The organism is Cetobacterium sp. NK01 (assembly GCF_024506395.1).
Lineage (GTDB): Bacteria > Fusobacteriota > Fusobacteriia > Fusobacteriales > Fusobacteriaceae > Cetobacterium_A > Cetobacterium_A somerae_A.
Genome location: NZ_JANIBO010000001.1, coordinates 1,233,741 through 1,254,139, shown reverse-complemented (window position 1 = coordinate 1,254,139; position 20,399 = coordinate 1,233,741). Strand labels below are relative to the sequence as shown.

Annotated in this window: 22 protein-coding genes and 1 pseudogene; 4 read left to right on the top strand and 19 right to left on the bottom strand. The window is 26.9% G+C overall.

What is annotated here, in order from left to right; translation table 11 throughout:
• Positions 1-636: 636 nt before the first annotated feature.
• The 12 genes and pseudogenes from NON08_RS06240 to NON08_RS06185 form a co-directional block, all read right to left on the bottom strand.
• Positions 637-1,716: an EpsG family protein gene (locus NON08_RS06240; protein ID WP_256690580.1), complete on the bottom strand. Its 1,080-nt coding sequence runs from the start codon at positions 1,714-1,716 to the stop codon at positions 637-639.
• A 16-nt stretch (positions 1,717-1,732) separates the two neighbouring features.
• The gene (locus NON08_RS06235; protein ID WP_256690579.1) at positions 1,733-2,545 is read right to left on the bottom strand and encodes a glycosyltransferase family 2 protein; all 813 of its coding nucleotides are present in this window, start codon (positions 2,543-2,545) and stop codon (positions 1,733-1,735) included.
• A gap of 3 nt (positions 2,546-2,548) precedes the next feature.
• Complete coding sequence (locus tag NON08_RS06230; RefSeq protein WP_256690578.1) at positions 2,549-3,664, bottom strand: glycosyltransferase family 4 protein; 1,116 nt, start codon at positions 3,662-3,664, stop codon at positions 2,549-2,551.
• A gap of 50 nt (positions 3,665-3,714) precedes the next feature.
• A complete protein-coding gene (locus NON08_RS06225; protein ID WP_256690576.1) occupies positions 3,715-4,842 on the bottom strand; it encodes a glycosyltransferase family 4 protein in 1,128 nt (375 codons plus the stop codon).
• Positions 4,839-5,522: an HAD family hydrolase gene (locus tag NON08_RS06220; RefSeq protein WP_256690574.1), complete on the bottom strand. Its 684-nt coding sequence runs from the start codon at positions 5,520-5,522 to the stop codon at positions 4,839-4,841. Before NON08_RS06220 ends, NON08_RS06225 begins: the two co-directional genes overlap by 4 nt.
• Positions 5,515-6,501 carry an ATP-grasp domain-containing protein gene (locus tag NON08_RS15110; protein WP_413774043.1) on the bottom strand — a complete coding sequence of 329 codons (987 nt, stop codon included), beginning with the start codon at positions 6,499-6,501 and terminating at the stop codon, positions 5,515-5,517. The genes NON08_RS06220 and NON08_RS15110 overlap by 8 nt, the downstream gene beginning before the upstream one ends.
• Positions 6,502-6,513: 12 nt before the next feature.
• Positions 6,514-7,110 (bottom strand): annotated as a pseudogene (locus tag NON08_RS15105) (sugar transferase); the annotation flags it as partial.
• Positions 7,110-8,282, bottom strand: coding sequence for a LegC family aminotransferase (locus NON08_RS06205; RefSeq protein WP_256690573.1), 1,173 nt, complete (start codon positions 8,280-8,282; stop codon positions 7,110-7,112). The pseudogene NON08_RS15105 and the gene NON08_RS06205, both read right to left, overlap by 1 nt.
• Positions 8,275-10,113 (bottom strand): polysaccharide biosynthesis protein, encoded by a 1,839-nt coding sequence (locus tag NON08_RS06200; protein WP_256690572.1) that lies wholly within the window; start codon positions 10,111-10,113, stop codon positions 8,275-8,277. Before NON08_RS06200 ends, NON08_RS06205 begins: the two co-directional genes overlap by 8 nt.
• A gap of 15 nt (positions 10,114-10,128) precedes the next feature.
• The gene (locus NON08_RS06195) at positions 10,129-11,046 is read right to left on the bottom strand and encodes a Wzz/FepE/Etk N-terminal domain-containing protein (RefSeq protein ID WP_256690571.1); all 918 of its coding nucleotides are present in this window, start codon (positions 11,044-11,046) and stop codon (positions 10,129-10,131) included.
• A gap of 164 nt (positions 11,047-11,210) precedes the next feature.
• On the bottom strand, positions 11,211-11,366 hold the full coding sequence (locus NON08_RS06190) for a hypothetical protein (RefSeq protein WP_256690570.1): 156 nt from the start codon (positions 11,364-11,366) through the stop codon (positions 11,211-11,213).
• Positions 11,367-11,370: 4 nt separating this feature from the next.
• The gene (locus tag NON08_RS06185; RefSeq protein ID WP_256690569.1) at positions 11,371-11,682 is read right to left on the bottom strand and encodes a hypothetical protein; all 312 of its coding nucleotides are present in this window, start codon (positions 11,680-11,682) and stop codon (positions 11,371-11,373) included.
• Between the two features lie 191 nt (positions 11,683-11,873).
• Here NON08_RS06185 and NON08_RS06180 point away from each other — a divergent pair, with 191 nt between their 5' ends.
• Genes NON08_RS06180 through NON08_RS06165 form a run of 4 tightly spaced genes read left to right on the top strand, consistent with a single transcriptional unit; the run spans position 11,874 to position 13,724 of the window.
• Positions 11,874-12,071 carry a helix-turn-helix domain-containing protein gene (locus NON08_RS06180; protein ID WP_256690568.1) on the top strand — a complete coding sequence of 66 codons (198 nt, stop codon included), beginning with the start codon at positions 11,874-11,876 and terminating at the stop codon, positions 12,069-12,071.
• A gap of 1 nt (position 12,072) precedes the next feature.
• Complete coding sequence (locus tag NON08_RS06175) at positions 12,073-12,384, top strand: hypothetical protein (RefSeq protein WP_256690567.1); 312 nt, start codon at positions 12,073-12,075, stop codon at positions 12,382-12,384.
• Positions 12,374-12,799, top strand: coding sequence for a hypothetical protein (locus tag NON08_RS06170; RefSeq protein ID WP_256690566.1), 426 nt, complete (start codon positions 12,374-12,376; stop codon positions 12,797-12,799). Before NON08_RS06175 ends, NON08_RS06170 begins: the two co-directional genes overlap by 11 nt.
• Before the next feature lie 19 nt (positions 12,800-12,818).
• Positions 12,819-13,724, top strand: coding sequence for a hypothetical protein (locus NON08_RS06165; protein WP_256690564.1), 906 nt, complete (start codon positions 12,819-12,821; stop codon positions 13,722-13,724).
• A gap of 19 nt (positions 13,725-13,743) precedes the next feature.
• On the opposite strand, the gene NON08_RS06160 is transcribed toward NON08_RS06165, so the two are convergent.
• Genes NON08_RS06160 through NON08_RS06130 form a run of 7 tightly spaced genes read right to left on the bottom strand, consistent with a single transcriptional unit; the run spans position 13,744 to position 20,387 of the window.
• Entirely contained in the window at positions 13,744-14,940 is a 1,197-nt protein-coding gene (locus tag NON08_RS06160) for a dTDP-glucose 4,6-dehydratase (protein WP_256690562.1), read from the bottom strand.
• Complete coding sequence (gene rfbD / locus NON08_RS06155) at positions 14,940-15,794, bottom strand: dTDP-4-dehydrorhamnose reductase (protein ID WP_256690560.1); 855 nt, start codon at positions 15,792-15,794, stop codon at positions 14,940-14,942. Before rfbD ends, NON08_RS06160 begins: the two co-directional genes overlap by 1 nt.
• Entirely contained in the window at positions 15,791-16,372 is a 582-nt protein-coding gene (gene rfbC / locus NON08_RS06150) for a dTDP-4-dehydrorhamnose 3,5-epimerase (protein WP_256690559.1), read from the bottom strand. The genes rfbD and rfbC overlap by 4 nt, the downstream gene beginning before the upstream one ends.
• 2 nt (positions 16,373-16,374) lie before the next feature.
• Positions 16,375-17,241, bottom strand: coding sequence for a glucose-1-phosphate thymidylyltransferase RfbA (rfbA, locus tag NON08_RS06145; RefSeq protein WP_256690558.1), 867 nt, complete (start codon positions 17,239-17,241; stop codon positions 16,375-16,377).
• Complete coding sequence (locus NON08_RS06140; protein ID WP_256690557.1) at positions 17,238-18,467, bottom strand: O-antigen ligase family protein; 1,230 nt, start codon at positions 18,465-18,467, stop codon at positions 17,238-17,240. The genes rfbA and NON08_RS06140 overlap by 4 nt, the downstream gene beginning before the upstream one ends.
• Positions 18,451-19,413: a hypothetical protein gene (locus NON08_RS06135; protein ID WP_256690556.1), complete on the bottom strand. Its 963-nt coding sequence runs from the start codon at positions 19,411-19,413 to the stop codon at positions 18,451-18,453. Before NON08_RS06135 ends, NON08_RS06140 begins: the two co-directional genes overlap by 17 nt.
• Positions 19,410-20,387: a hypothetical protein gene (locus tag NON08_RS06130; protein WP_256690555.1), complete on the bottom strand. Its 978-nt coding sequence runs from the start codon at positions 20,385-20,387 to the stop codon at positions 19,410-19,412. Before NON08_RS06130 ends, NON08_RS06135 begins: the two co-directional genes overlap by 4 nt.
• Between the last annotated feature and the right edge of the window lie 12 nt (positions 20,388-20,399).

Below are 20,399 nucleotides of genomic sequence, written 5' to 3'. Positions count from 1 at the left end.
TCTAGTTTTTTATGAATATTTTCAAAGCCTTTTTTAGAATAGCACACTCTTCTTTAGCAGTAACTCATTCTTTTTAAAGTTTCTTAAAGTTATCGAGAGTTACAATTTCATCACTTTGGATATTTATATTATTATATTTTTTCTACAAAGAATAAGATTAGATAAAGAAGGCATACCATATTCACTAGATATTTCTTTAAGATTTAGTTTATATGATTTATTTATTTTATGTTTACAAACTTATTTTAGCGCTATAAACTTCACGAAGTTTAATTGAACAATAAAACAATTCAAAAATTTTAATACTTCATTCTGCAAAATATCTAAAAAAATTATATATCTAAGGTATTCTCCAATTTTTTACTAATAGAATTTAGTTAGAAGTATTAAATAATTTGAAAATTATTACTTAACCAAAATATCTCAACAAAATTTCCATTTATAATGTATTAAAATATATTCCAAAGTTTAATAAGAATTATACTTCTTAAAAGAAATCTTTTTTATTTTAAATCTCGCTATATCCAAGAGTTTCTAAGCTTTAATTTTATAATGTAGAAAACTCTATACAAAACTTATATAAAATTCCTATTATTATTCTCTTTTTATTCTTATTTCATTTCACTTTTTAATAATTTATTTATCTCTCGATTTTACATGCTTATATTCAGATGTTTCTTCATAAGGAATTTTATAAAAAAAAGTTTCTATATAAGAATTATATGGTACTAAACGTCCATCTTTTCTATTAAGATTTTTTATTGTATTTATTTGAAATATTAAAAAAATAATTATCAAAGAAATAAATTTTATTTTCTTTAATTTTATTCTCTCAAATATTTCAGATATTTCAATTCCTAAAAATATAGATAAATATGGTAATATACGATAAATAAAATCTAACCTAAGACTCAAAAAAAATACTATCATAAACATTATATAATTTTTAAATAAAAATATTTCTCTTCTATCTTTGAACTTTGTATTTTTAAAATATGTCAAAATAGAAGCTATCAATAAAATACTATATAAAACTAGATTTAATATTGAAATATTTTTTTTTACTAAATCTTCTTTTATTAACGAAAACATTGTATTAAAAAAATTACTATTCCCAAATAATAAAATAATAATACTAAAAATATATCCTACTACAATTTTTGTTCTACTTATTCTTATTTTTTGAATAAATATCATGACTAACATTAGTAATGCGGATTTATGAAACAATGTTGCTATTAATATACACAGTGTATACTTTTTTACATTATTTTCATATAAAAAATGGTAACTATATATTACTATACTTATAGCTATCGATTGTCTTATAGCTGTTAACCAGAACAAATAATAAGGGCCATAAAAATATAAAAAAGACCAAACATATTTCTGATATTGAGGATATATTGCTTTAATTCCTTTATAAATTAAAATAATATTAACAAAATATAATAACGCTTTAAATTCGTAAAAATTTAAAAACATACTAAAAATTAAATTTATAGATTTATATCCTATTTCAAATCTAGTTTGTTCTATTGAAAAAGAGTTAAAAGAATTGTAAACTCTTTCATATATTGCAAAGTCATTATGAATTTTATATGCAAAAGCTGTTATAAAAAAAATTATTATTATGTTAAAAAATTTTAACTTTCTTTCTGAAAAAATAGTATTTGTACTAATTAGTATTAATCCTATAATATAATAAATTTTCATCATTCATCCTTTTTGATTAAATAAATTTTAAATATTGTTTCAATAATTTTAAATTAAATAATATTTTTTTTATATTAGATATTTGCTTTCTATCTTCATAATATTTATTTTTTATATACAAATGTCCTTTTATAACTTTGTTTCTATTAGTCGAAATACGTTCTCCTAAGTGAATATTATATCTAACTAATTTATCTTTTAATTTTAATACTCTATAACCTGACTTTATTATACGAATATATAAATCCCAATCTTGGCAAGATACTAAATTTATATCAAATCCATGAATTGAATTAAAAACTTCTTTTTTCATTAAAACTAAAGAGGCACCTCCTATAATATTATTAGTTAATATTTGTTCAAATGATACCTCAAAATCTTTAATTTGATCTTTAACATTCAACTTTTTTAATGACTTCCTTTTAAAAATAACTTTTTCCCAATCACAACAAACCATATCAAAATCTTTTTCATTTATTTTTTTCATCATTATTTCTATTCTATTGCTCAAATATTCATCATCATCATCAAGAAAACTAATAAATTTTCCTTGTGCATTTTTTACACCAACATTTCTCGAATAGTTTGCTCCTTTATTATCATAATTTGATATATATTTTATCTCTAAATTTTTATAGATTTCAATTATCTTTTGAATTTCATTAGAAGTTTCCTTTTTTTCTGTAGAGTCCTTTTTATTATCGTCTACTATTATTATTTCTAAATTTTTATAAGTTTGCTCATTCAAATTTTCTATTATTCTTTTTAAAAAAAAAGGTCTTTTATATGTTGGAATTATTATTGAAACTTTTTCATTTTTATAGCTCATTTCTTACCTTTCTATCAATATTTTTTTTACTTTTTCTAAGTATATATTTTTTATTATTTCAATATCATACTTCTTTTTAACTAAGATTCTTGAATTTTTTCCCATTTGTATTCTATTTTTATTGGATAATTTTAAAACTTTTTCTATTTTTTTCTCTAAATCTTCAGCTGATTTTATTTGACACAAATATCCATTATATTCATCTTCAACTACTTCTTTACACCCCACATTATCTGTAGTTATTATTATTTTTTCCATTGAAGCAGCTTCTAATAAAACTCTTGGCATTCCTTCTCTATAAAATGAAGGTAGTATAACACAATCAACATCTTTTATAATTTTTCTCACATCATCTGTAGTTCCTAAATAATTTAAAATTTTATTATCTATATATTTTTTCACCTCTTCTTCTGGAACTCCTAATGGATCCTCGTTTGAGTATCCACCTAATAATTGAAATTCAACATTTTTATATTTTAGCTTTATATTTTTAGCTGCTTCCGCATATTCTTTAAATCCTTTATTCCAAAGTAATCTTGATATCATTAAAAATTTAATTTTATTTTCCTCTTTACTTTTTTCTAGTGCTTTATATTCCTTAGTATTTATTCCTTCCCCAGGTAAAACAAAACTTTTTGTCTCTTTGACTATTCCTAGAGAAATTGCTTTATATTTGTCATCTTCATTTAAAAACCAAACTTCCTCAGAAAAGTTTAATGAAATTTTATACAATTTTCTTGCTATTTTTGATTTAATAGTATTTTCAACAAACATCTGTCCTAATCCTGCCAAACATGCTATAGATTTAACATTATTTAATTTAGCTGCTAAAGTTCCATAAATATTGGGCTTTATCGTGTAATGAAATATTAAATTTGGCTTCTCTTTTCTATATATTCTGAAAATTTCAAAAAAAAACTTTAAATCTTGAACTGGATTTATCCCTCTAGCTTTTAATTCTACTTCTATATGAGGTATTCCAAACTCTTCCAATTTATTTTTAGCATCTCTTGGTGAACAAGTTTTTATTTCATAACCTTCTGCTTTTAAATACTTTATGACTTCTCCTCTAAATATATTTAACCCAAACATATTATTATTAACAAATAATATTTTCATTGTTTCTCCTTATAAAAATTTAATAATTTTTTTATTAAATCAATCGTCTTTTAATTTGAAATGGCCTTTTTATATACAGCTATTGTTTTATCTACCATATGCTTTTCTGTAAATTTACTTATTACATTTTTTTTACCATTTAATGCCACTTCTTTTCTTAAGTCTTCGCTTTCAATAAGAGTTATTAAGATTTTTGCTAATTCATCTATATTCTCATTTTGAAATATAAATCCAGTTTTTTTATCCTCAATCATATCGTAAGCTCCAGATACATTGCTTCTTATTGTACAGCAACCCATCATCATACTTTCTAAAGCTACTAATGGGAATCCTTCATTCCTTGATGGTAAAACAAAAATGTCAAATATGGAATAATAAATAACAGGATCTTGAAATTTTTGAAAAATCACTTTATCTTCTATTTTAAACTCTTTTATAATTTTTTCTAACCATTCAACTTCACCAGCACCCAATAATATTAATTTTATATTCATATTTTTTATTTTAGCCACAGCTTTTAATAATATATCTATTCCTTTTTTATATTGATAAGTTCCTACAAATCCAATTATTATATCCTTTGAATTTATTCCTAATTTTTTTCTCAATTTATTTTTTTCCTCATCTTCTATTTTTTGAGTAAATTTATTTTCTGATATTCCATTAAAAACAAGTTCGACTCTTTCTTTTGGATAACTCCATCTTTCTATTAATTCTTCTTTCATTTCACTACTTATTGCAATAGAAATATTTGCCTGTTTATGTAAAATAGTATTTGGAATTCCTTTTATGTGATAAGTTGTTACAAATGGTATTCTATAAATTTTATTTGCTAACCAAGCCATATATGATGTTATAGGATAATGAACATGAATCACATCTGGATTTATTTCTTTTATTTTTTTCAAAGCTTTTGGAATTACTATAATATAAGTTAAAAATTGCTTTATTTTCGAAAAAAATTTATAATTAAAATAATTTGGAAACTTTATCTCACAATGCTCTACATTCTTGGGAAAATTTTTATTAAAAAACTCTTTAGAACTTTCATCTTGCGCTGCCCCTGCCGACATTATATAAACACCATTATTTTTTTTTGCTACTTCTTCTGCTAAAGTAAAAATGTGTGTACTTGCTCCATCTTTTAAAAAAAATTTTGCCAAAATTAATATTCTCATAATAAATTTACTCCTACTATTTTATTTAAATTATCTATTACTAATTTAGCTTGATATTCATTTTCTTTTGCTAAATCTTTGCTATAAATACCATTTTCTCTAACTATTTGTATTGTTATAATTCCAAGCTTATTAGCCGTTATAAAATCTTTTTTTATATTATCTCCAATATAAACTATATCTTTATATTCACATTTAAATTTATCTTTAATTACTTTGTAAGGTATTTCACTTGGTTTCCAAAATTCTCTTCCCAATTCATCTGTTATAACTATGTGTTTAAAATATTTTTTAATATTTAAAACTTTTATTTTATTTCTCTGTGCTTCTTTATATCCATCTGTTATTATTCCTAATTCATATCCATTTTTTGATAAATACTCTATTATTTCCTTTGCATCATCATATAGTTCTATTGTTGGAATATGATTTCTATAAATAAATACTAATTTTTTTATATAATCTAAATCATATTTAACTTTAAAATAATCTAATATTCTATTAAATAAATTTACACTATTTATATTAAAAAACTCACTCATTTTTTTTTTAATTTTTTCAGAATTTAAATTATAATCTTCTGCTATTTTTTTAGAAATTATGTTAAAACCACTATTTATATAATCTCTTTCTGAAATTAAAGTGTCATCTAAGTCAAACACAATTATTTTTTTAGACATTTTTTATCACATTTCCATTTTCTGATATAAATACAGCTTCATCGTACCTCAAACTCAATAATTTATCTTCATAATTTTCATTATAAAATAATTTTTCATTTAATAATAACTTATATAAATTTTCTGGTGAATCAGCTCCTGCCATTATACTCATAGGAGCTCCACCCCCAAATCTAGGGTTTATTTCTATATATTTTATACCATCCTTTGTTTTCATACATTGAATTGTTATATGTCCTTTTACTTTAAAAACTTTTACTAACTTTTTTATATCCTCTATTATTTCTCTATCTTTACTTATTAAACCTTTTGATATTTCTCCTGATCTTGTTGCTAATCTTTTTCTTGGTACAATTGTTATTGGATTATTTTCAAAATCACAAAATACATCTACAGTAAATTCATCTCCAACTAGACATTCTTGAATTAGTGGATTTGGAACATAATCTTTAAAAAATTCTAATTCTTTTTGTGTATTAATTTTAAAAGTATTAATACTTGAACTCCCATTTAAAGGTTTAATAAAAAGTGGAAAAGTATAATTATTTTCAGCTATCATTTGCTTTGTAATTAATTTAGGAACTCCAAAGCCATTTTTTTCAAAAAATTCTTGTGTTTTATATTTATCTCTACAAATTTCAATAAATTCCAGGTCTGATAAATTTATCTTAACATTCGTCTCTTTTTCTATCCTATCTCTATTTTGTGCTAATATTAAAAGTTCTGTATCTATTGTTGGAATTATTAAATCAATTTTTTCTTGTTTAGAAATTTTAATAATTTCATCTATATAATTTTTATCAGTTATTTTTGGTAGCTGAATTGCTTTATCTACGAAATGCATAGCTGGAGCATTTAAATCCATATCTCCACCTATTATTTTTCCATTTATACTTAGCTTCTTTTTAGCTCTATTAAAAAGTTTAACAAGCTCAACTCTTCTTCCAACACTTAAAATAAAAATATTCTTATTTCTCATTTTTTTATCCTTTCCATAAAATATTTCCATAGTAGCTTCTCCTTGTTGTGAAATTCCCTCTTTCACAAATACTTTTTTTATTGTTAAAAATAGTATTTTAATATCAAGAAAAAAATTATAGTTATCAACATACTCTACATCTAATCTAAATTTTTCATCCCATGATATTGCATTTCGCCCATTTACCTGAGCCCAACCAGTTATACCAGGACATACTTCATGCCTTCTAGCTTGAAACTCATTGTACCTTTCTAAATATTCTACTAAAAGAGGTCTTGGTCCAACTAAACTCATCTCTCCCTTTAGTACATTCCATAACTCTGGTAACTCATCTAAGCTTGTTGCTCTTAGAAGTTTTCCAAACTTAGGTAATCTTTCTGCATCTGATAGTAACTTCCCATTTTTATCTTTAGCATCAGTCATACTACGAAACTTATACATAGTAAAAATTTTCCCATCTTTTCCAGGTCTTGCTTGTTTAAAAATCACAGGACTTCCCAATTTAGTTTTTACTAAATATCCAACTATTAAAAATACCCACCAAAAACATGTAAAAGCTATTAAGGCAGCTAGAATATCTATAAATCTTTTAAAAAAACATCTATACATTATCTTTTAAACTCCTTTAACTTTTCAATTACATATTTTGCATCCTCTTCAGTCAAATTAGATGAACATGGTATATTTAAAACTCTATCATGATACCAAATAGCTTTTTCTATTCCATATGTTTGATGTTTTTGATATGGTTTTTGTTCATGAATTAATCCCCAAATAGGTCTTGTTTGAATATTAGCTTCCACTAATTTTTTTAATAATTCATCTTTATTCATACCATACTTTTCTTCATCTACAACTACTGAATAAAACCAATAATTTGGTCTTATATCTGTATTAAAAGGTAATAGTGTTAACCCATCAATATTTTCTATAGATTCTTTATATAAATTATAATTCTTTATTTTAGTACTTATAAAATTTTCTAATTGATCTATTTGACTTGTTCCCAATGCCGCTTGAAGATTTAGCATTCTATAGTTATATCCTATCTCATCATGAATAAAGTATAGTTGATCTGTTTTAGCTTGAGTTGTTAAAAATCTTATTTCATCTAAGAACTCTTGATTATTAGATACAACCATTCCTCCTCCACCTGTAGTAATTATTTTATTTGCATTAAAAGAATAAACTCCAGCATCTCCTATTGTTCCAGCATATTTCCGAACATATCTTCCCTCTGTATAATAAGTTCCTAAAGCTTCTGTAGCATCTTCTAAAACTTTAAAATTAAACTCTTTAGCTAAATCCATTATTCTTTCCATATTTGCCATGTTTCCAAATACATGAACAACTGCTAAGGCTGCTATTCTAGAATTTGTTTTTTTATTATATGTTTTTCCATCTTTTATAATACACTCTTCTCTTAAAAACTTCTCTAAAAGATTTGGATCCATACAAAGAGTATCATCACACCCTATAAATACAGGAGTTGCTCCATGATATGTTACAGGATTTACAGCTGCTATAAATGTTAGAGTCGGAACTAGTACCTCATCTCCAGGCTCTACTCCTAAAACCCTTAATGCAGTATGTAATCCAGCTGTTCCAGATTGCACTCCTACAGCCTCTTTCACTCCTACATATTTAGCTATTTTTTCTTCAAACTCCCCTATGAACTTTCCACCTGTTGAAACCCACCCTGATTCTATACACTCTCTTAAATTTTGCACAATTGGTTCTACATCTAAATTTGGGATTGATAATCCTATTGTTTTAGCCATTTGTCGCCTCCTTATATGTCACTACAAATTTTTTCATTAACTCTTTTAATTCATTCTGCTTAGGATTTTTTATAGCTTCACCTAGTATTTTTAAATGCTCATCTAAATTCACATCTGTTTCATCTATGTGAGTTATAAATATCTTATTATTCTCTGTTTTTTGAGCTGCATTTACGTCATAAAGAAGTTCTTCATAAAGCTTTTCTCCAGGACGTAATCCTACTATCTCAATATCTACATTAGCATTAGATAACTTTATCATAGTTTTAGCAAGATCTATTATCTTTACAGGTTCTCCCATATCTAATATAAATAGTTCTCCACCTTTTCCTAGCGCTCCAGCTTCTATTACAAGTTGAGCTGCTTCAGGTATAGTCATAAAATATCTTGTTATATCAGGATGTGTTAGTGTTAGATTTTTCCCTTCGCTAATAAGCTTTTTAAATATTGGTATAACTGATCCATTACTTCCAAGTACATTTCCAAAACGTACTGCCATGAATTTTGTACTACCTTTTTTATTCATAGTTTCTACAACTATCTCACAGGCTCTTTTAGTAGCTCCCATAACGTTAGTTGGATTTACAGCTTTGTCTGTAGAAATAAGTACAAATCTATCTACACCATATTTTATAGCCATCTCTGCAACTTTTTTAGTTCCAAAGATATTATTTTTTATAGCTTCCTCTGGATTATGCTCCATTAATGGTACATGTTTATGAGCTGCTGCATGGAACACTATATTTGGTTTATATCTATCAAATAAAAGTTCCACTTTATCCTGCTCTCTAATATTACAAATTTCACTTTGTAAATCAAGATTTTTAAATGTTCTTTTTAGTTCTAACTCTAAAAAATATAAGTCATTTTCATTTACATCTATTGTAACTAGCTTTTTAGGATTATACTTAGCTATTTGACGAGCAAGTTCACTTCCTATGCTTCCAGCTCCACCTGTTACAAATACAGTTTTATTTTCTATTATCTCTTTTATATTATCTCCATTAACAAGTATCTGCTCTCTTCCTAAAAGATCCTCTATACTCACATCACGAACTTGATTAGCTATGTTCTCATCTTGTAGTATCTCATCAAGTCCAGGCAGTATCTTTACTTTTACATTATTACAACACTTAGTTAAATCTATAATCTCTTTTATTCGATCTCTTTTTATAGTAGGAATAGCTATAACTACAGTTTCTATACTTAACTCTTTTATAGCTGTTTCTAAATCATAAAAATCTCCATAAACTTTTACACCATTTATATATGTCCCACGCTTACGTCTATCATCATCTATAATAGCTGTAATATGATATGGATAGTTAGGATTTGTAAGCCCATCACGAATTAAAGCTACTCCTGCTTCTCCCGCTCCATAAACCAATGTATTTGGTTTAGGTTTACTTTTTCCTAATACCACTCTGTACGATCTATTCAATCTAAAGAAAAATCTCCAAAGTAGTTGTAACACAGTTACCAATAAAAATCCTACCAATACAACTGTTCTTGAATAATGCTCTCTACTTACTGCATAGTATGCTAAGGTTATCATTAATGCTACTAAGTTAGTTGCTGTCAAATTTAACACATCTAAGGAGTTTGTATAGCTCCAGCTCTTCATAGAGTTTTTTCTTATAAGATAGAAACACAAAAATGCTACTCCATATACAATGAAATAGCTACTTTCTATGTTATCTTCCCATCTTCCTTCAAATCTTATTAAAAGGCCTAGAAAGATACCAACAATTACTGTTCCTAGGTCTATTATCAACTTCACTATATTCCTTCTATTGGAAAATAGCTCTGTTATCACATTCTCTCTAAACACTTTTTATCCCCCTACTTACTTTTGATATCTTCTTTTATATCCATCTATAAACTCTTTTAAAAATGTAATCATTATTCCTAAAAACAGTCCCATTACTATTCCAACACCTAAAATTAATTTAGCTTTACTTTGACCCTTAACAAAATATATATCTGTTGTTTCTTTAACAGTCTCTAGTTTATCGTTTAATGAATCTAATGTAAGTAACTCATTAACATAAGTATTATAATATTTTTCTTTTTCACTTTTTCTTAAATTTAGTTCTGGATATTTAGAAGCTATATAATATATCTTTTCTTCTGGTTTTAAAACTCTTAAATCACTATCATTTTTAAAAATATTTAAAATTTCATTTTGAATATTTTCAATTTCTATTTTAGTTTTCTCTAAAGAATCGCTTTTTAGCTTTTTCTCTTTTCCTATAACATCTGATAAATTATCCTGTTCTCTTAAAATATCCATATATGTATTTATAATATCTCTACCACTTTTTTCATCAGCTATTATCTCTGTTTTTATAGATATTTCATTCGGATTTTTCTCATTTTTAGATACTGTTATTATATCTTGTAAAAACTTTCTTTCTGATATCATATTTCTCATATTTTCTGAAGTATTTTCTAGATATTTCTGCTTTATTGGTTCTATCTCTAGAATTCTATCAACATTTATATCTTTAAAAAGTATCGAATCTACATCTAATTTATTTACTCCTTTTAATCCATATGTATCTTGTTGAATAAGAATACTTTTTATTAAATAGTTAGGTGTTTTGCTACGCACATAAAGGGCTGCTCCCAGTGATAAAAGTGTACAAATCACTGTAGTTATAACTATACTCCACTTATGCCTAACTAGTATCTCAATTAATTCATAAAGATCAATCTCGTCATCATATTGCTTTGGTTCCATTACTTTTAACTCCTTGCTCATTTTATCCCCCTACATTTTTTTATCCATGTTATTATATCATTTTTTTTATCTAAAAAAAAGTAGAAGTTTTTTTATTTAATTTTATTTTTTCTTCAAAAGTGTTTGTTTTCTATTTTTTTTCTACAAAAACAAAACAAAGTCTAGACAAAAGTCTAGACTTTAATTTAATTGATATTTATCTGTGAGTGAGAAGTGACTTGGGGGATAGCCATCTTTTCAACTTTCACACCTATATTTCTTAAAACGAGGGTATTGTTTCCTGTTACTAAAACTCCTATTAAAGTTAGTACAGTGTAAACTGTTTTTAATATTTTCATCATAGGCCTACGCCTCTGGAGCATTATCCACAAAGTATCTAAAAGCCATAAGTTCTGCCTTTTCGACTAAGATTCTATCTATTGAGTTCTGTCCTGCTTTTATCTCTTTCTCTATCTGCTCTTTCCACTCTGTAAATGAAAGATATGGGCTTCCTGCTGGCAATGGTTCTCCATCTGTTTGTAACTTTTCAATATAAGAAAGTGTTGCTCTATCATCTGCTAACTCCTTCTGATAAGCGTTCTCTCTTTCAATACTCTTTTCCGTTTTTATAATTACTGCTTCTAATGTTGCTTTTGCTCCTCCTACTGTTATACTCATTTTGTTACCTCCTTTTTTATTTTTTATTCTTCTCTCGAGATAGCTTTAGAATATCATAACTAAAAAATAAAAGTTAGCATACTTGTCATACATATTTTTCTTTTTTATTGTCCTATTTGAAACCGTTTAGTCTTGATTTAATTTCATTTTTATTGTATTAGTATAATAATAAAAATTTTCAGGAGGTAATCATGGTAAATGATTTTTTTAAGAACATCTTTAATAGCACAAATAGTTTTATTACAGTGGAGGCTTTAAGCAAAGGGTTATATTTATCTAGAAGAACAATTTATAGACGAATTGCAAAGGGAGATATTAAAACTACTAAAATTTCCGGATGTCATTTTATCAAAATCTCTGATTTAAAAAAATTTATTCAGGAGGTTTAATTTGCTAACAAACTCTATCAATGTAGAACTCCTTTTAAAAAATAACTTAAACATATTTAAAAAGTGTAAAACAAAAAATGAAAAAATGAAAAAATTGACTTTACTTTTGACAAAAAGCTATGGGAAATTTATTCCAATTTCATATATCCCTGAAATTTTTAATATTAAACCACATACTTTAAGATATCATATTGACTCTAAAAGTATAACTACTTTAAAAGCAGGTTTAAAGGTTTTCATTAAAACTTCCGATCTTACAACTTTAATATTCGATAACTACAAAAATTTAATTGAGGTGAAATATGAAAACTAAAAAATACGCTCTTATTGAAAACTATCCCTATGTTAAAGAAATTTACGGCGAAATTATCTCTGTTAAAGATTTAGCTTATATTTGTCGTACCTGTGAGAAAAGCATTCTTCGATACATCATTGATAAAACAATTTTTTCTACCTTTTCATCAAACACTCATATAATCCATGTTGAGAGCTTGATCAACAAAAAGTATATACCACCTCAAATACCAGATTTAGATGAGTCTTTAAGACATTTAGAGTTATACTGCGGAGTTAATCGTGTTAATAAAACAATCAATTTACCTTGGTGTGTTATAAAACAACTAAAAATACACAAGATCGGTTCAAACTATTACTACTCATTGGAAGAATTAAATAAAAAACTAAAAAACTACTATAAGATTTTAAAAACCTCTACAAAAATTCAATAGTTGTTAAAGGAGATTAATTATGACTAAAAATAATTTTATAATAAAAAATCACCACAAAACAAACTATACAGTAATTTATAATAAATTTATTCAAGATAAAAACTTAAATCTAGAGTTAATTGGATTTGGTATCTATCTTCTTTCTAAGCCTAGTAATTGGATTATTAATCCTCACCAAATACGAAGCGATCTAAATATTGGAAAAGATAAAATTGCGAGATTAATAAATACCTTTATTGACCTTGGCTATATGTATCGCCAAAAAAAGGATATAACTTTTACAGCTAAAGGAGAGTTAAAAAATGTGTATTATTTTTGTGACGATAAGGAACTTCTGAATAAGACTACAGAAATTTTTAGAAGTGATGAGACTACTTTTCATCTCCCCTTATCTGAAATTCCGCCACTGCAAATTGCAGTGACGGAAACCCCTACGACGGAACTTCCGCATACGGAAAACCCGCCATATAATAATACTAATGATACAAATGATAATAACAAAAAAAATACTCTACTAACTTCTAGTGTTTCTATAAGAACATATTTAAAAGATATCTTAGATGACTTTACAATTGTTAATCTTCTTTCAGCTAAACCAGATCTTACAATAGATGAGTTTAATAGAGTCTATAACTTAGCTAATTTAGAGTTTAAAAATGGACGATGTAACAATGTAAATGCATGCCTTGTAAAAGCTATTAAAGGTGAGTGGAATTTTCTTCCAATATCTATTTCTGAATCTAAAGAGGATGATAAAATTCATCGTATTTTACATAGTAAGGTCATATATTTCCAAGACCTTTTTAAAAATAGTAGCTTTTCAAAAGATGAGATTTTCTCAAAATTTTTAATTGATTCTCAAAAATATGATGAAAAATTAGTGGCTATTTATTATAAAAATTTAAAAGAAAAGCTAGAGTCTTAATTGACTCTAGCTTCATACACTATCTATTATTATACATCTCTTCATAATATTTTTGATAGTCTCCAGATGCTACTTCCTCTACCCATCCTTGATTATCTAAATACCATCTAATAGTCTTTTCTATCCCTTCTGTAAATGGTGTTTCAGGATACCATCCAAGTTCTGTTACTATCTTAGTTGGATCAATTGCATAACGAGCATCATGGCCTAATCTATCTTGAACGTAAGTTATCAAATCATAATTGATGTTAGCTAAATCTGTGCTCAATACTTTTTGATACTCAGGTTCCTCTTTCATGATTCTAGCTATTGTATCTATAGTAAGTTTCACTATGTTTATGTTTTGCTCCTCGTTAAATCCACCAATGTTATATATTTCATGCGCCTTAGCATTAGATATTACCATATCTATACCTTTACAATGATCCATTACATATAACCAGTCTCTAACATTATCTCCCTTTCCATACACAGGAAGTTTCTTTCCAGCTAAGATATTTTTAATAATTAGTGGAATTAACTTTTCTGGGAAGTGATATGCTCCATAGTTATTTGAACATCTTGTTATATTAAATGGAAACTTATATGTTTCTCCATAAGCAAGCACTATCATATCAGATGCTGTTTTAGATGCTGAATATGGACTTCTTGGATCTAGTGGAGTACTTTCTGTAAACATCTTCTTCCCATAAGTTTGAAGATTAGTTCTTCCAGTTGCAATTTTTGCAACTGCCTCATCTAAAATTAACTCTCTTGGAATATCCCAGTCCTTGCTTAAACTTCCATATACTTCATCTGTTGAAACATGGTGGAATTTCTTTCCCTCTTTATAGATCGGGTATCCATTAGAGTCTTTTCCTGCTGTCCAAAAAGTTTTAGCAACTTCCATTAGATTTTGAGTTCCAAGTATATTTGTCTCTAAGAATATCTGAGGATTTTCAATACTTCTATCCACATGACTTTCTGCTGCAAAGTTTACAACATAATCTATGTCGTGCTGCATAAATATATTTTCAACTAGTTCACGGTTACAAATATCTCCTTTAACAAAAGAAACTCTAGAGTCTTTTAACTCCTCTCTTATTGTTCCAAGATTTCCTGCATAAGTTAGTTTATCTAGTACAACTAATTTTATATCTTCGTGTTTTTCTAACATATATTTAACAAAATTTGCACCAATAAATCCTGCTCCACCTGTTACTAAGTAAGTTTTCACTACAGTTCCCCCTTCTCTCTCATCTCGTTTAGGAATCTATCTATTCCACTTTCCCAAGTTGGAAGTTTTTCTCCTACAACTTCTTCTAACTTGCTACTATCAAGCTTTGAATATTCCGCTCTTTTAGCTGGAAGTATAAAATCACTACTTTTAGCACGATTTAGAGTTCCCTTCCACCCAATAGAATCTAAAACATACTTTGCTTGGTCATATTTTGAAGCTATTCCATTGTTGCTTAGATGATACAATCCATATTTTTTAGTTTCTAACAGTTTTAAAGAGTATAGTGCTAAATCATACGAGTATGTAGGAACAGAGATTTGATCATCAACTATTCCTAGAACATCTCTAGATCTGCTCCAGTTTATAACTTGTCTATTAAAGTTGTTGTTAGCTATTCCAAATACCCATGATGTTCTTATTACAAAACTTCTAGTATAAGTTTCTAATACTAATTTTTCTCCCTCAGCTTTAGCCTGTGAATAAACAGAAAGTGGATTTGGCGAATCTTCTTCTGTATAAGGAGTTTTTTTACTTCCATCAAAAACAAAGTCTGTAGAGTATGTTATATAATCTGCTCCTAACTCTTTAGCAACTAATGCTAAATCTCTTGGTGCTGCAGCGTTTAGCTTATAACACATCTCTATCTCCTCTTCTGCTTTATCCACATTATTGTAAGCTGCACAGTTTATAATAAGATCTATGTTTTTATCTTTTACAAACGCTCTCACTGTATCTATATCTGTTATATCTAACTCTTTATAGTCTGTTGCTATAAAATCTAAATTTTTATCTTTAAATATTCTTTGAAAATCATGCCCTAACTGTCCATTGGCTCCAGTAATTAGTATCATCCTATTACCACACCACTCTCTAAAAACTCTTGCAGAGTTTGTTGCTGTTTATCTTTATCTGATAACAGGATTTCATCTGCTGATAATCCATATTTTTCAAAGTTCCAATCTATAGCTATATCAGAGTCATTCCATAACACTCCTGAATCAAACTCTGGCGCATAATAGTCTGTACATTTATATTGAAACTCAGTATTATCTTCTAAAGTTAAAAATCCATGAGCGAACCCTGGTGGAATATAAAACATCTTTTTATTATCAGCGCTTAATTCTACTAAGTAGTGTTTTCCAAAAGTTGGGCTATCTTTTCTAAGATCCACTGCAACATCTAAAACAGCTCCAGCTGTAACTCTAACTAATTTCCCTTGAACATGTTTTGTTTGAAAATGTAACCCTCTTAATACACCTTTTTTAGATTTAGAGTGATTATCTTGAACAAATTCAACATCTATATCTATTGCCAAGAAATCTTTTTTAGAGTAGCTCTCCATGAAAAACCCTCTGTTATCTCCAAATACAGTTGGCTCTATTACTATTAAATCTTTTATTCCTGTTTCAACTCTTTTAAACTTACTCATAACTACTCCTTTATTAGATTCATTAAATATTCACCATAATGTGATTTTAGTAGTGGTTTTGCTAACTCTTTTACTTTCTCTTTAGATATCCATCCATTTCTATAAGCAATCTCTTCTAGACAGGCAACCATTACACCTTGTCTACTTTGAATTGTTTTTACAAAGTTAGATGCTTCTAAAAGTCCATCATGAGTTCCTGTATCAAGCCACGCCATTCCTCTTCCAAGACTTAGTACATTTAGTGTTCCTTCATTTAGATACATCTCATTTAGCGTTGTTATCTCTAACTCTCCTCTATGAGAGGGCTTCACTTTTTTCGCTTTTTCTACAACAGTGTTATCATAGAAATATAGTCCTGGAATTGCAAAATTAGATTTTGGCTTCTCTGGCTTCTCTTCTAAAGATATAGCTTTACCATTCTCATCAAACTCTACTACTCCAAAAGCTGTAGGATTATTTACATAGTAACCAAATATTGTAGCTCCAGTTTCTCTTTTAGCTGCTTCTTTTACTATTCCTGTAAGTCCATGTCCATAAAACATATTATCTCCAAGAACTAATGCACATGCATCATTTCCTATAAAGTTTTCCCCTATTATAAATGCTTCTGCAAGACCATTTGGATGTTCTTGAATAGCATATTCTATTTTAAGTCCTAAATCACTTCCATTACCTAATAGTTCCTCAAAAGTTCCAATATCTCTAGGAGTAGATATTACTAAAATATCTTTAATTCCTGCTAACATTAAAACAGAAAGAGGATAATAGATAAGTGGCTTATCATAAATTGGTGTTATTTGTTTACTTATTGCTTTTGTAACAGGATATAGTCTAGTTCCTGATCCTCCAGCTAATATTATTCCCTTCATTTTTTCGCTCCTTTTAATAAATAGTAGTTACCGCTTAAAGCTAATCCAAGCATAAAAAATATATACTCACTTGCTCTTTTCCAAACAATAACTGTTTCAAAATTTTCATATATTAGCATTAAAACTATAACTGCTAACATAATCTCACAAATCAGTTTCGAACGAGTTTTCCACAACTTATAAACTATAGCTCCCATCATAGAAAAATATGATAAAAACCCTATTACTCCCATCTCTGTTAACATCTTAAGTGCCATATTATGTGGATGTTGATAATGCGAAGCCTTTTCATAGTAATCTGTAGCTTGAATAAAATTATCAAATCCAATCCCTGTCAATACATTAGCTTTAAAGATTTTGAATGCTGAGGTATATATTTCCATTCTAGCTCCATCCCCATTAGAGATACTTTCAAATCTCTTCACATATGGTGTATTTCTAAATATAGCTAAAACTCCCAATAAAATTATAATTAAAACTCCTAAAATCCTTTTACTAACTTTTATCATAACTAATAAAGAGATTACTATTAAAAATGCTAAATACATCCCTCTCGATTGAGTTAAAATCATTTGAAATAGTCCCATTAATATCATTGGAATTAAGACTATTTTTACTTTTATATCAGTACTTTTATCTATTAGAACCATTATAAAAGCAATAATAGTTCCACCTAAAATTAAGGCTGTCTCTGTCAATGTTGGAAAAATCTCTCTCAGTCTAAAACCACTTCCATAACTTTGCATAAGTTTTAAATTTTCCATTTTAAATATCTCTAAATACCCTATCTCTTTTCCTGAATACATTTTAATATGCTTTATAATGTCAAGAAGACCAAGCTTATACATATAAAGAGTTGTTATAATAACAGATAGAAAAACTATCTTCTCTCTTTTCCTATCTATATTAAACTGTCCAAATATAGTTGGAAAAAATAGCCACTTTATATACGGCATAAATTTATCACTTAAATCTTTTATTGGATAGTTTGTAAAAATCAAACTTATTACAATACTACCTAAAAACACTCCTAAAAATTTCTCATAAAAAGAGATCTTAAATCCATTTTTATATATCTGTATCCCTGTTAAAATAACTAACATTGGAAACAAAACATTTGAGTACATCTTTCTTTCAAATGCAATGCCAAAAGGCATTAAAAATATAACTAAATTAAATATATTCTCCTGCAGATTGTATTTTTTTAAACTATCTAATATTTTCAATTAATCTCTTCACCCACTCTTCATCGCTGTATTTTATATATATATCCTCTGATATATCTTCATATTTATTTTTAAAAAACTCTCTATCTATAGTGTAATCTTTTTCTAAAACTAAGATATTATTAGAGTTATAAAAATCATAATCCTTTATTAAATCATATGTTGTTATTAATTTTTTTCTATTTCCCAGTGCATCTATAGCTCTAAAAGATAATCCACCCTGTTTTTCAGTTGTATTATGACCTATCTCTACAACAGCCCTGCTTTTAGAGTAATACTCATACATTTTTTCCAAAGAGATTACATCCTTTCTAATCTCTACATACTCGCTTTTTATATCTGCTTTAGTTACCACTATAAATTTATAGCTAATATTTTTTTCTTTTAGTTTTTTTGCCAAACTCTCTAACTCTTGAAACCTTTCATCATAACTCATAACTGTAAAAGCGTCATACTCAATCTCTGACTCTTTTTGTAGCTTATCCTTCATATAAAAATTTGGCAAAAACTCCATACTATACTCTTCAGCCTCTTTTTTATCAAAACTATATAAAAAATCAAAATATTTAATATATTTTTCCTGATTTGGCTTATATGATATACTATCCCAAAAATGTAAAACCATGGGCTTTTTCTTCTCTTTTAAAAACTCTATAAATTCAGTTTCATAAAAATCTGGCCTAATAACTACAACACCATTAAAATCTCCAAAATCTTGAACCTTTTTATATAAAATCTCTTTCTCTTTTATCTTTTTTATATTTCTTTTTAAAAAGACCTTACTAAAAAGATTATTATATAATTTTTCAAAAACATTTTTATATTGATATTTAAACTTTTCATGGGGAATATATAGTACTTTACAACTATGTATTTTCTCCATTACATCTTTTATCTTTTCTCCATAACCACTATAAGCGGGACACATTAAAATAATTTTCTTCATTTCTTCTTCACCCTGAATATCTTCTTTATCCAGCTCTCTCCTGAATAATTTTCATATATATCATCTGAATACTCTTTATAGTTGTTTTTCAAAAAAATATCCAGTGCGTCCTTAAAGTTTTCCTCTAATATAAAAACATTATTTTCATTATAAATATCATACTCTTTTATAAAAGAGTAATTTGTTATAATCTTCTGTTTATTTCCTATTGCATCTGCTATTCTAAAAGATGCTCCCCCTTGATATCTCTCATCCATCTCTTTTGTATGACCTATTTCAACTATTCCACTACTTTTACTTAAAAATTCATATGTTTTACTCAAAGGAACATAATCTTTTTGTATATCTACATAGTCACTTTTTATATCTCTATCAGTTATAACTATAAACTTATAATTTATATTTTTTTCTTTTAAACATTTTCCTAATTTTTCCAATAGATCAAACCTTTTATCATATTTCATTATTGTAAAAAACTCATATTCGTAAACTCTGTTTTTACATATCTTATCCTTTAAATAAAAATTAGGAATAAACTCCATATTGTATCTCTTAACTTCCTCTTTATCAAAACTAGAGATATAGTCAAAATACTTTAAAAACTCTATCTGCTTACTAATAAAAGAAAAACTATCCCAGTGGTGAAGATACATCGGTTTATTCTTTCCCTTTATATATTGAAATATTTTATGGGAAAACTTATCAGCTCTAATGGAAAAATAGCAATCTACCTCTCCTATTTTTTCCAACTCTTTTATAACTGTTTTATTAAACATTATATCCTTTAGATTCTTTTTAAATGGCTTATAATATAGATTATTTAAAAGTTTCTCAAATACATTTTTATATTTGTATTCATATTTTAAACCATCTATAAAATAAACTTCAAATCCCATAACATTCTCTAATAGTTTTATAACCTCTTTCTCGTACCCCATAAACTCATAGGATAAGTAGACTATCTTCTTTTTCATAAATTTCCCCTA

Bases quoted from the DNA above. Each gene is read 5' to 3' on its own strand.
- NON08_RS06240 (WP_256690580.1), bottom strand. From the start codon at position 1,716: ATGAAAATTTATTATATTATAGGATTAATACTAATTAGTACAAATACT.
- NON08_RS06235 (WP_256690579.1), bottom strand. From the start codon at position 2,545: ATGAGCTATAAAAATGAAAAAGTTTCAATAATAATTCCAACATATAAA.
- NON08_RS06230 (WP_256690578.1), bottom strand. From the start codon at position 3,664: ATGAAAATATTATTTGTTAATAATAATATGTTTGGGTTAAATATATTT.
- NON08_RS06225 (WP_256690576.1), bottom strand. From the start codon at position 4,842: ATGAGAATATTAATTTTGGCAAAATTTTTTTTAAAAGATGGAGCAAGT.
- NON08_RS06220 (WP_256690574.1), bottom strand. From the start codon at position 5,522: ATGTCTAAAAAAATAATTGTGTTTGACTTAGATGACACTTTAATTTCA.
- NON08_RS15110 (WP_413774043.1), bottom strand. From the start codon at position 6,501: ATGAGAAATAAGAATATTTTTATTTTAAGTGTTGGAAGAAGAGTTGAG.
- NON08_RS06205 (WP_256690573.1), bottom strand. From the start codon at position 8,282: ATGGCTAAAACAATAGGATTATCAATCCCAAATTTAGATGTAGAACCA.
- NON08_RS06195 (WP_256690571.1), bottom strand. From the start codon at position 11,046: ATGAGCAAGGAGTTAAAAGTAATGGAACCAAAGCAATATGATGACGAG.
- NON08_RS06190 (WP_256690570.1), bottom strand. From the start codon at position 11,366: ATGATGAAAATATTAAAAACAGTTTACACTGTACTAACTTTAATAGGA.
- NON08_RS06185 (WP_256690569.1), bottom strand. From the start codon at position 11,682: ATGAGTATAACAGTAGGAGGAGCAAAAGCAACATTAGAAGCAGTAATT.
- NON08_RS06180 (WP_256690568.1), top strand. From the start codon at position 11,874: ATGGTAAATGATTTTTTTAAGAACATCTTTAATAGCACAAATAGTTTT.
- NON08_RS06170 (WP_256690566.1), top strand. From the start codon at position 12,374: ATGAAAACTAAAAAATACGCTCTTATTGAAAACTATCCCTATGTTAAA.
- NON08_RS06165 (WP_256690564.1), top strand. From the start codon at position 12,819: ATGACTAAAAATAATTTTATAATAAAAAATCACCACAAAACAAACTAT.
- rfbD (WP_256690560.1), bottom strand. From the start codon at position 15,794: ATGATACTAATTACTGGAGCCAATGGACAGTTAGGGCATGATTTTCAA.
- rfbC (WP_256690559.1), bottom strand. From the start codon at position 16,372: ATGAGTAAGTTTAAAAGAGTTGAAACAGGAATAAAAGATTTAATAGTA.
- rfbA (WP_256690558.1), bottom strand. From the start codon at position 17,241: ATGAAGGGAATAATATTAGCTGGAGGATCAGGAACTAGACTATATCCT.
- NON08_RS06135 (WP_256690556.1), bottom strand. From the start codon at position 19,413: ATGAAGAAAATTATTTTAATGTGTCCCGCTTATAGTGGTTATGGAGAA.
- NON08_RS06130 (WP_256690555.1), bottom strand. From the start codon at position 20,387: ATGAAAAAGAAGATAGTCTACTTATCCTATGAGTTTATGGGGTACGAG.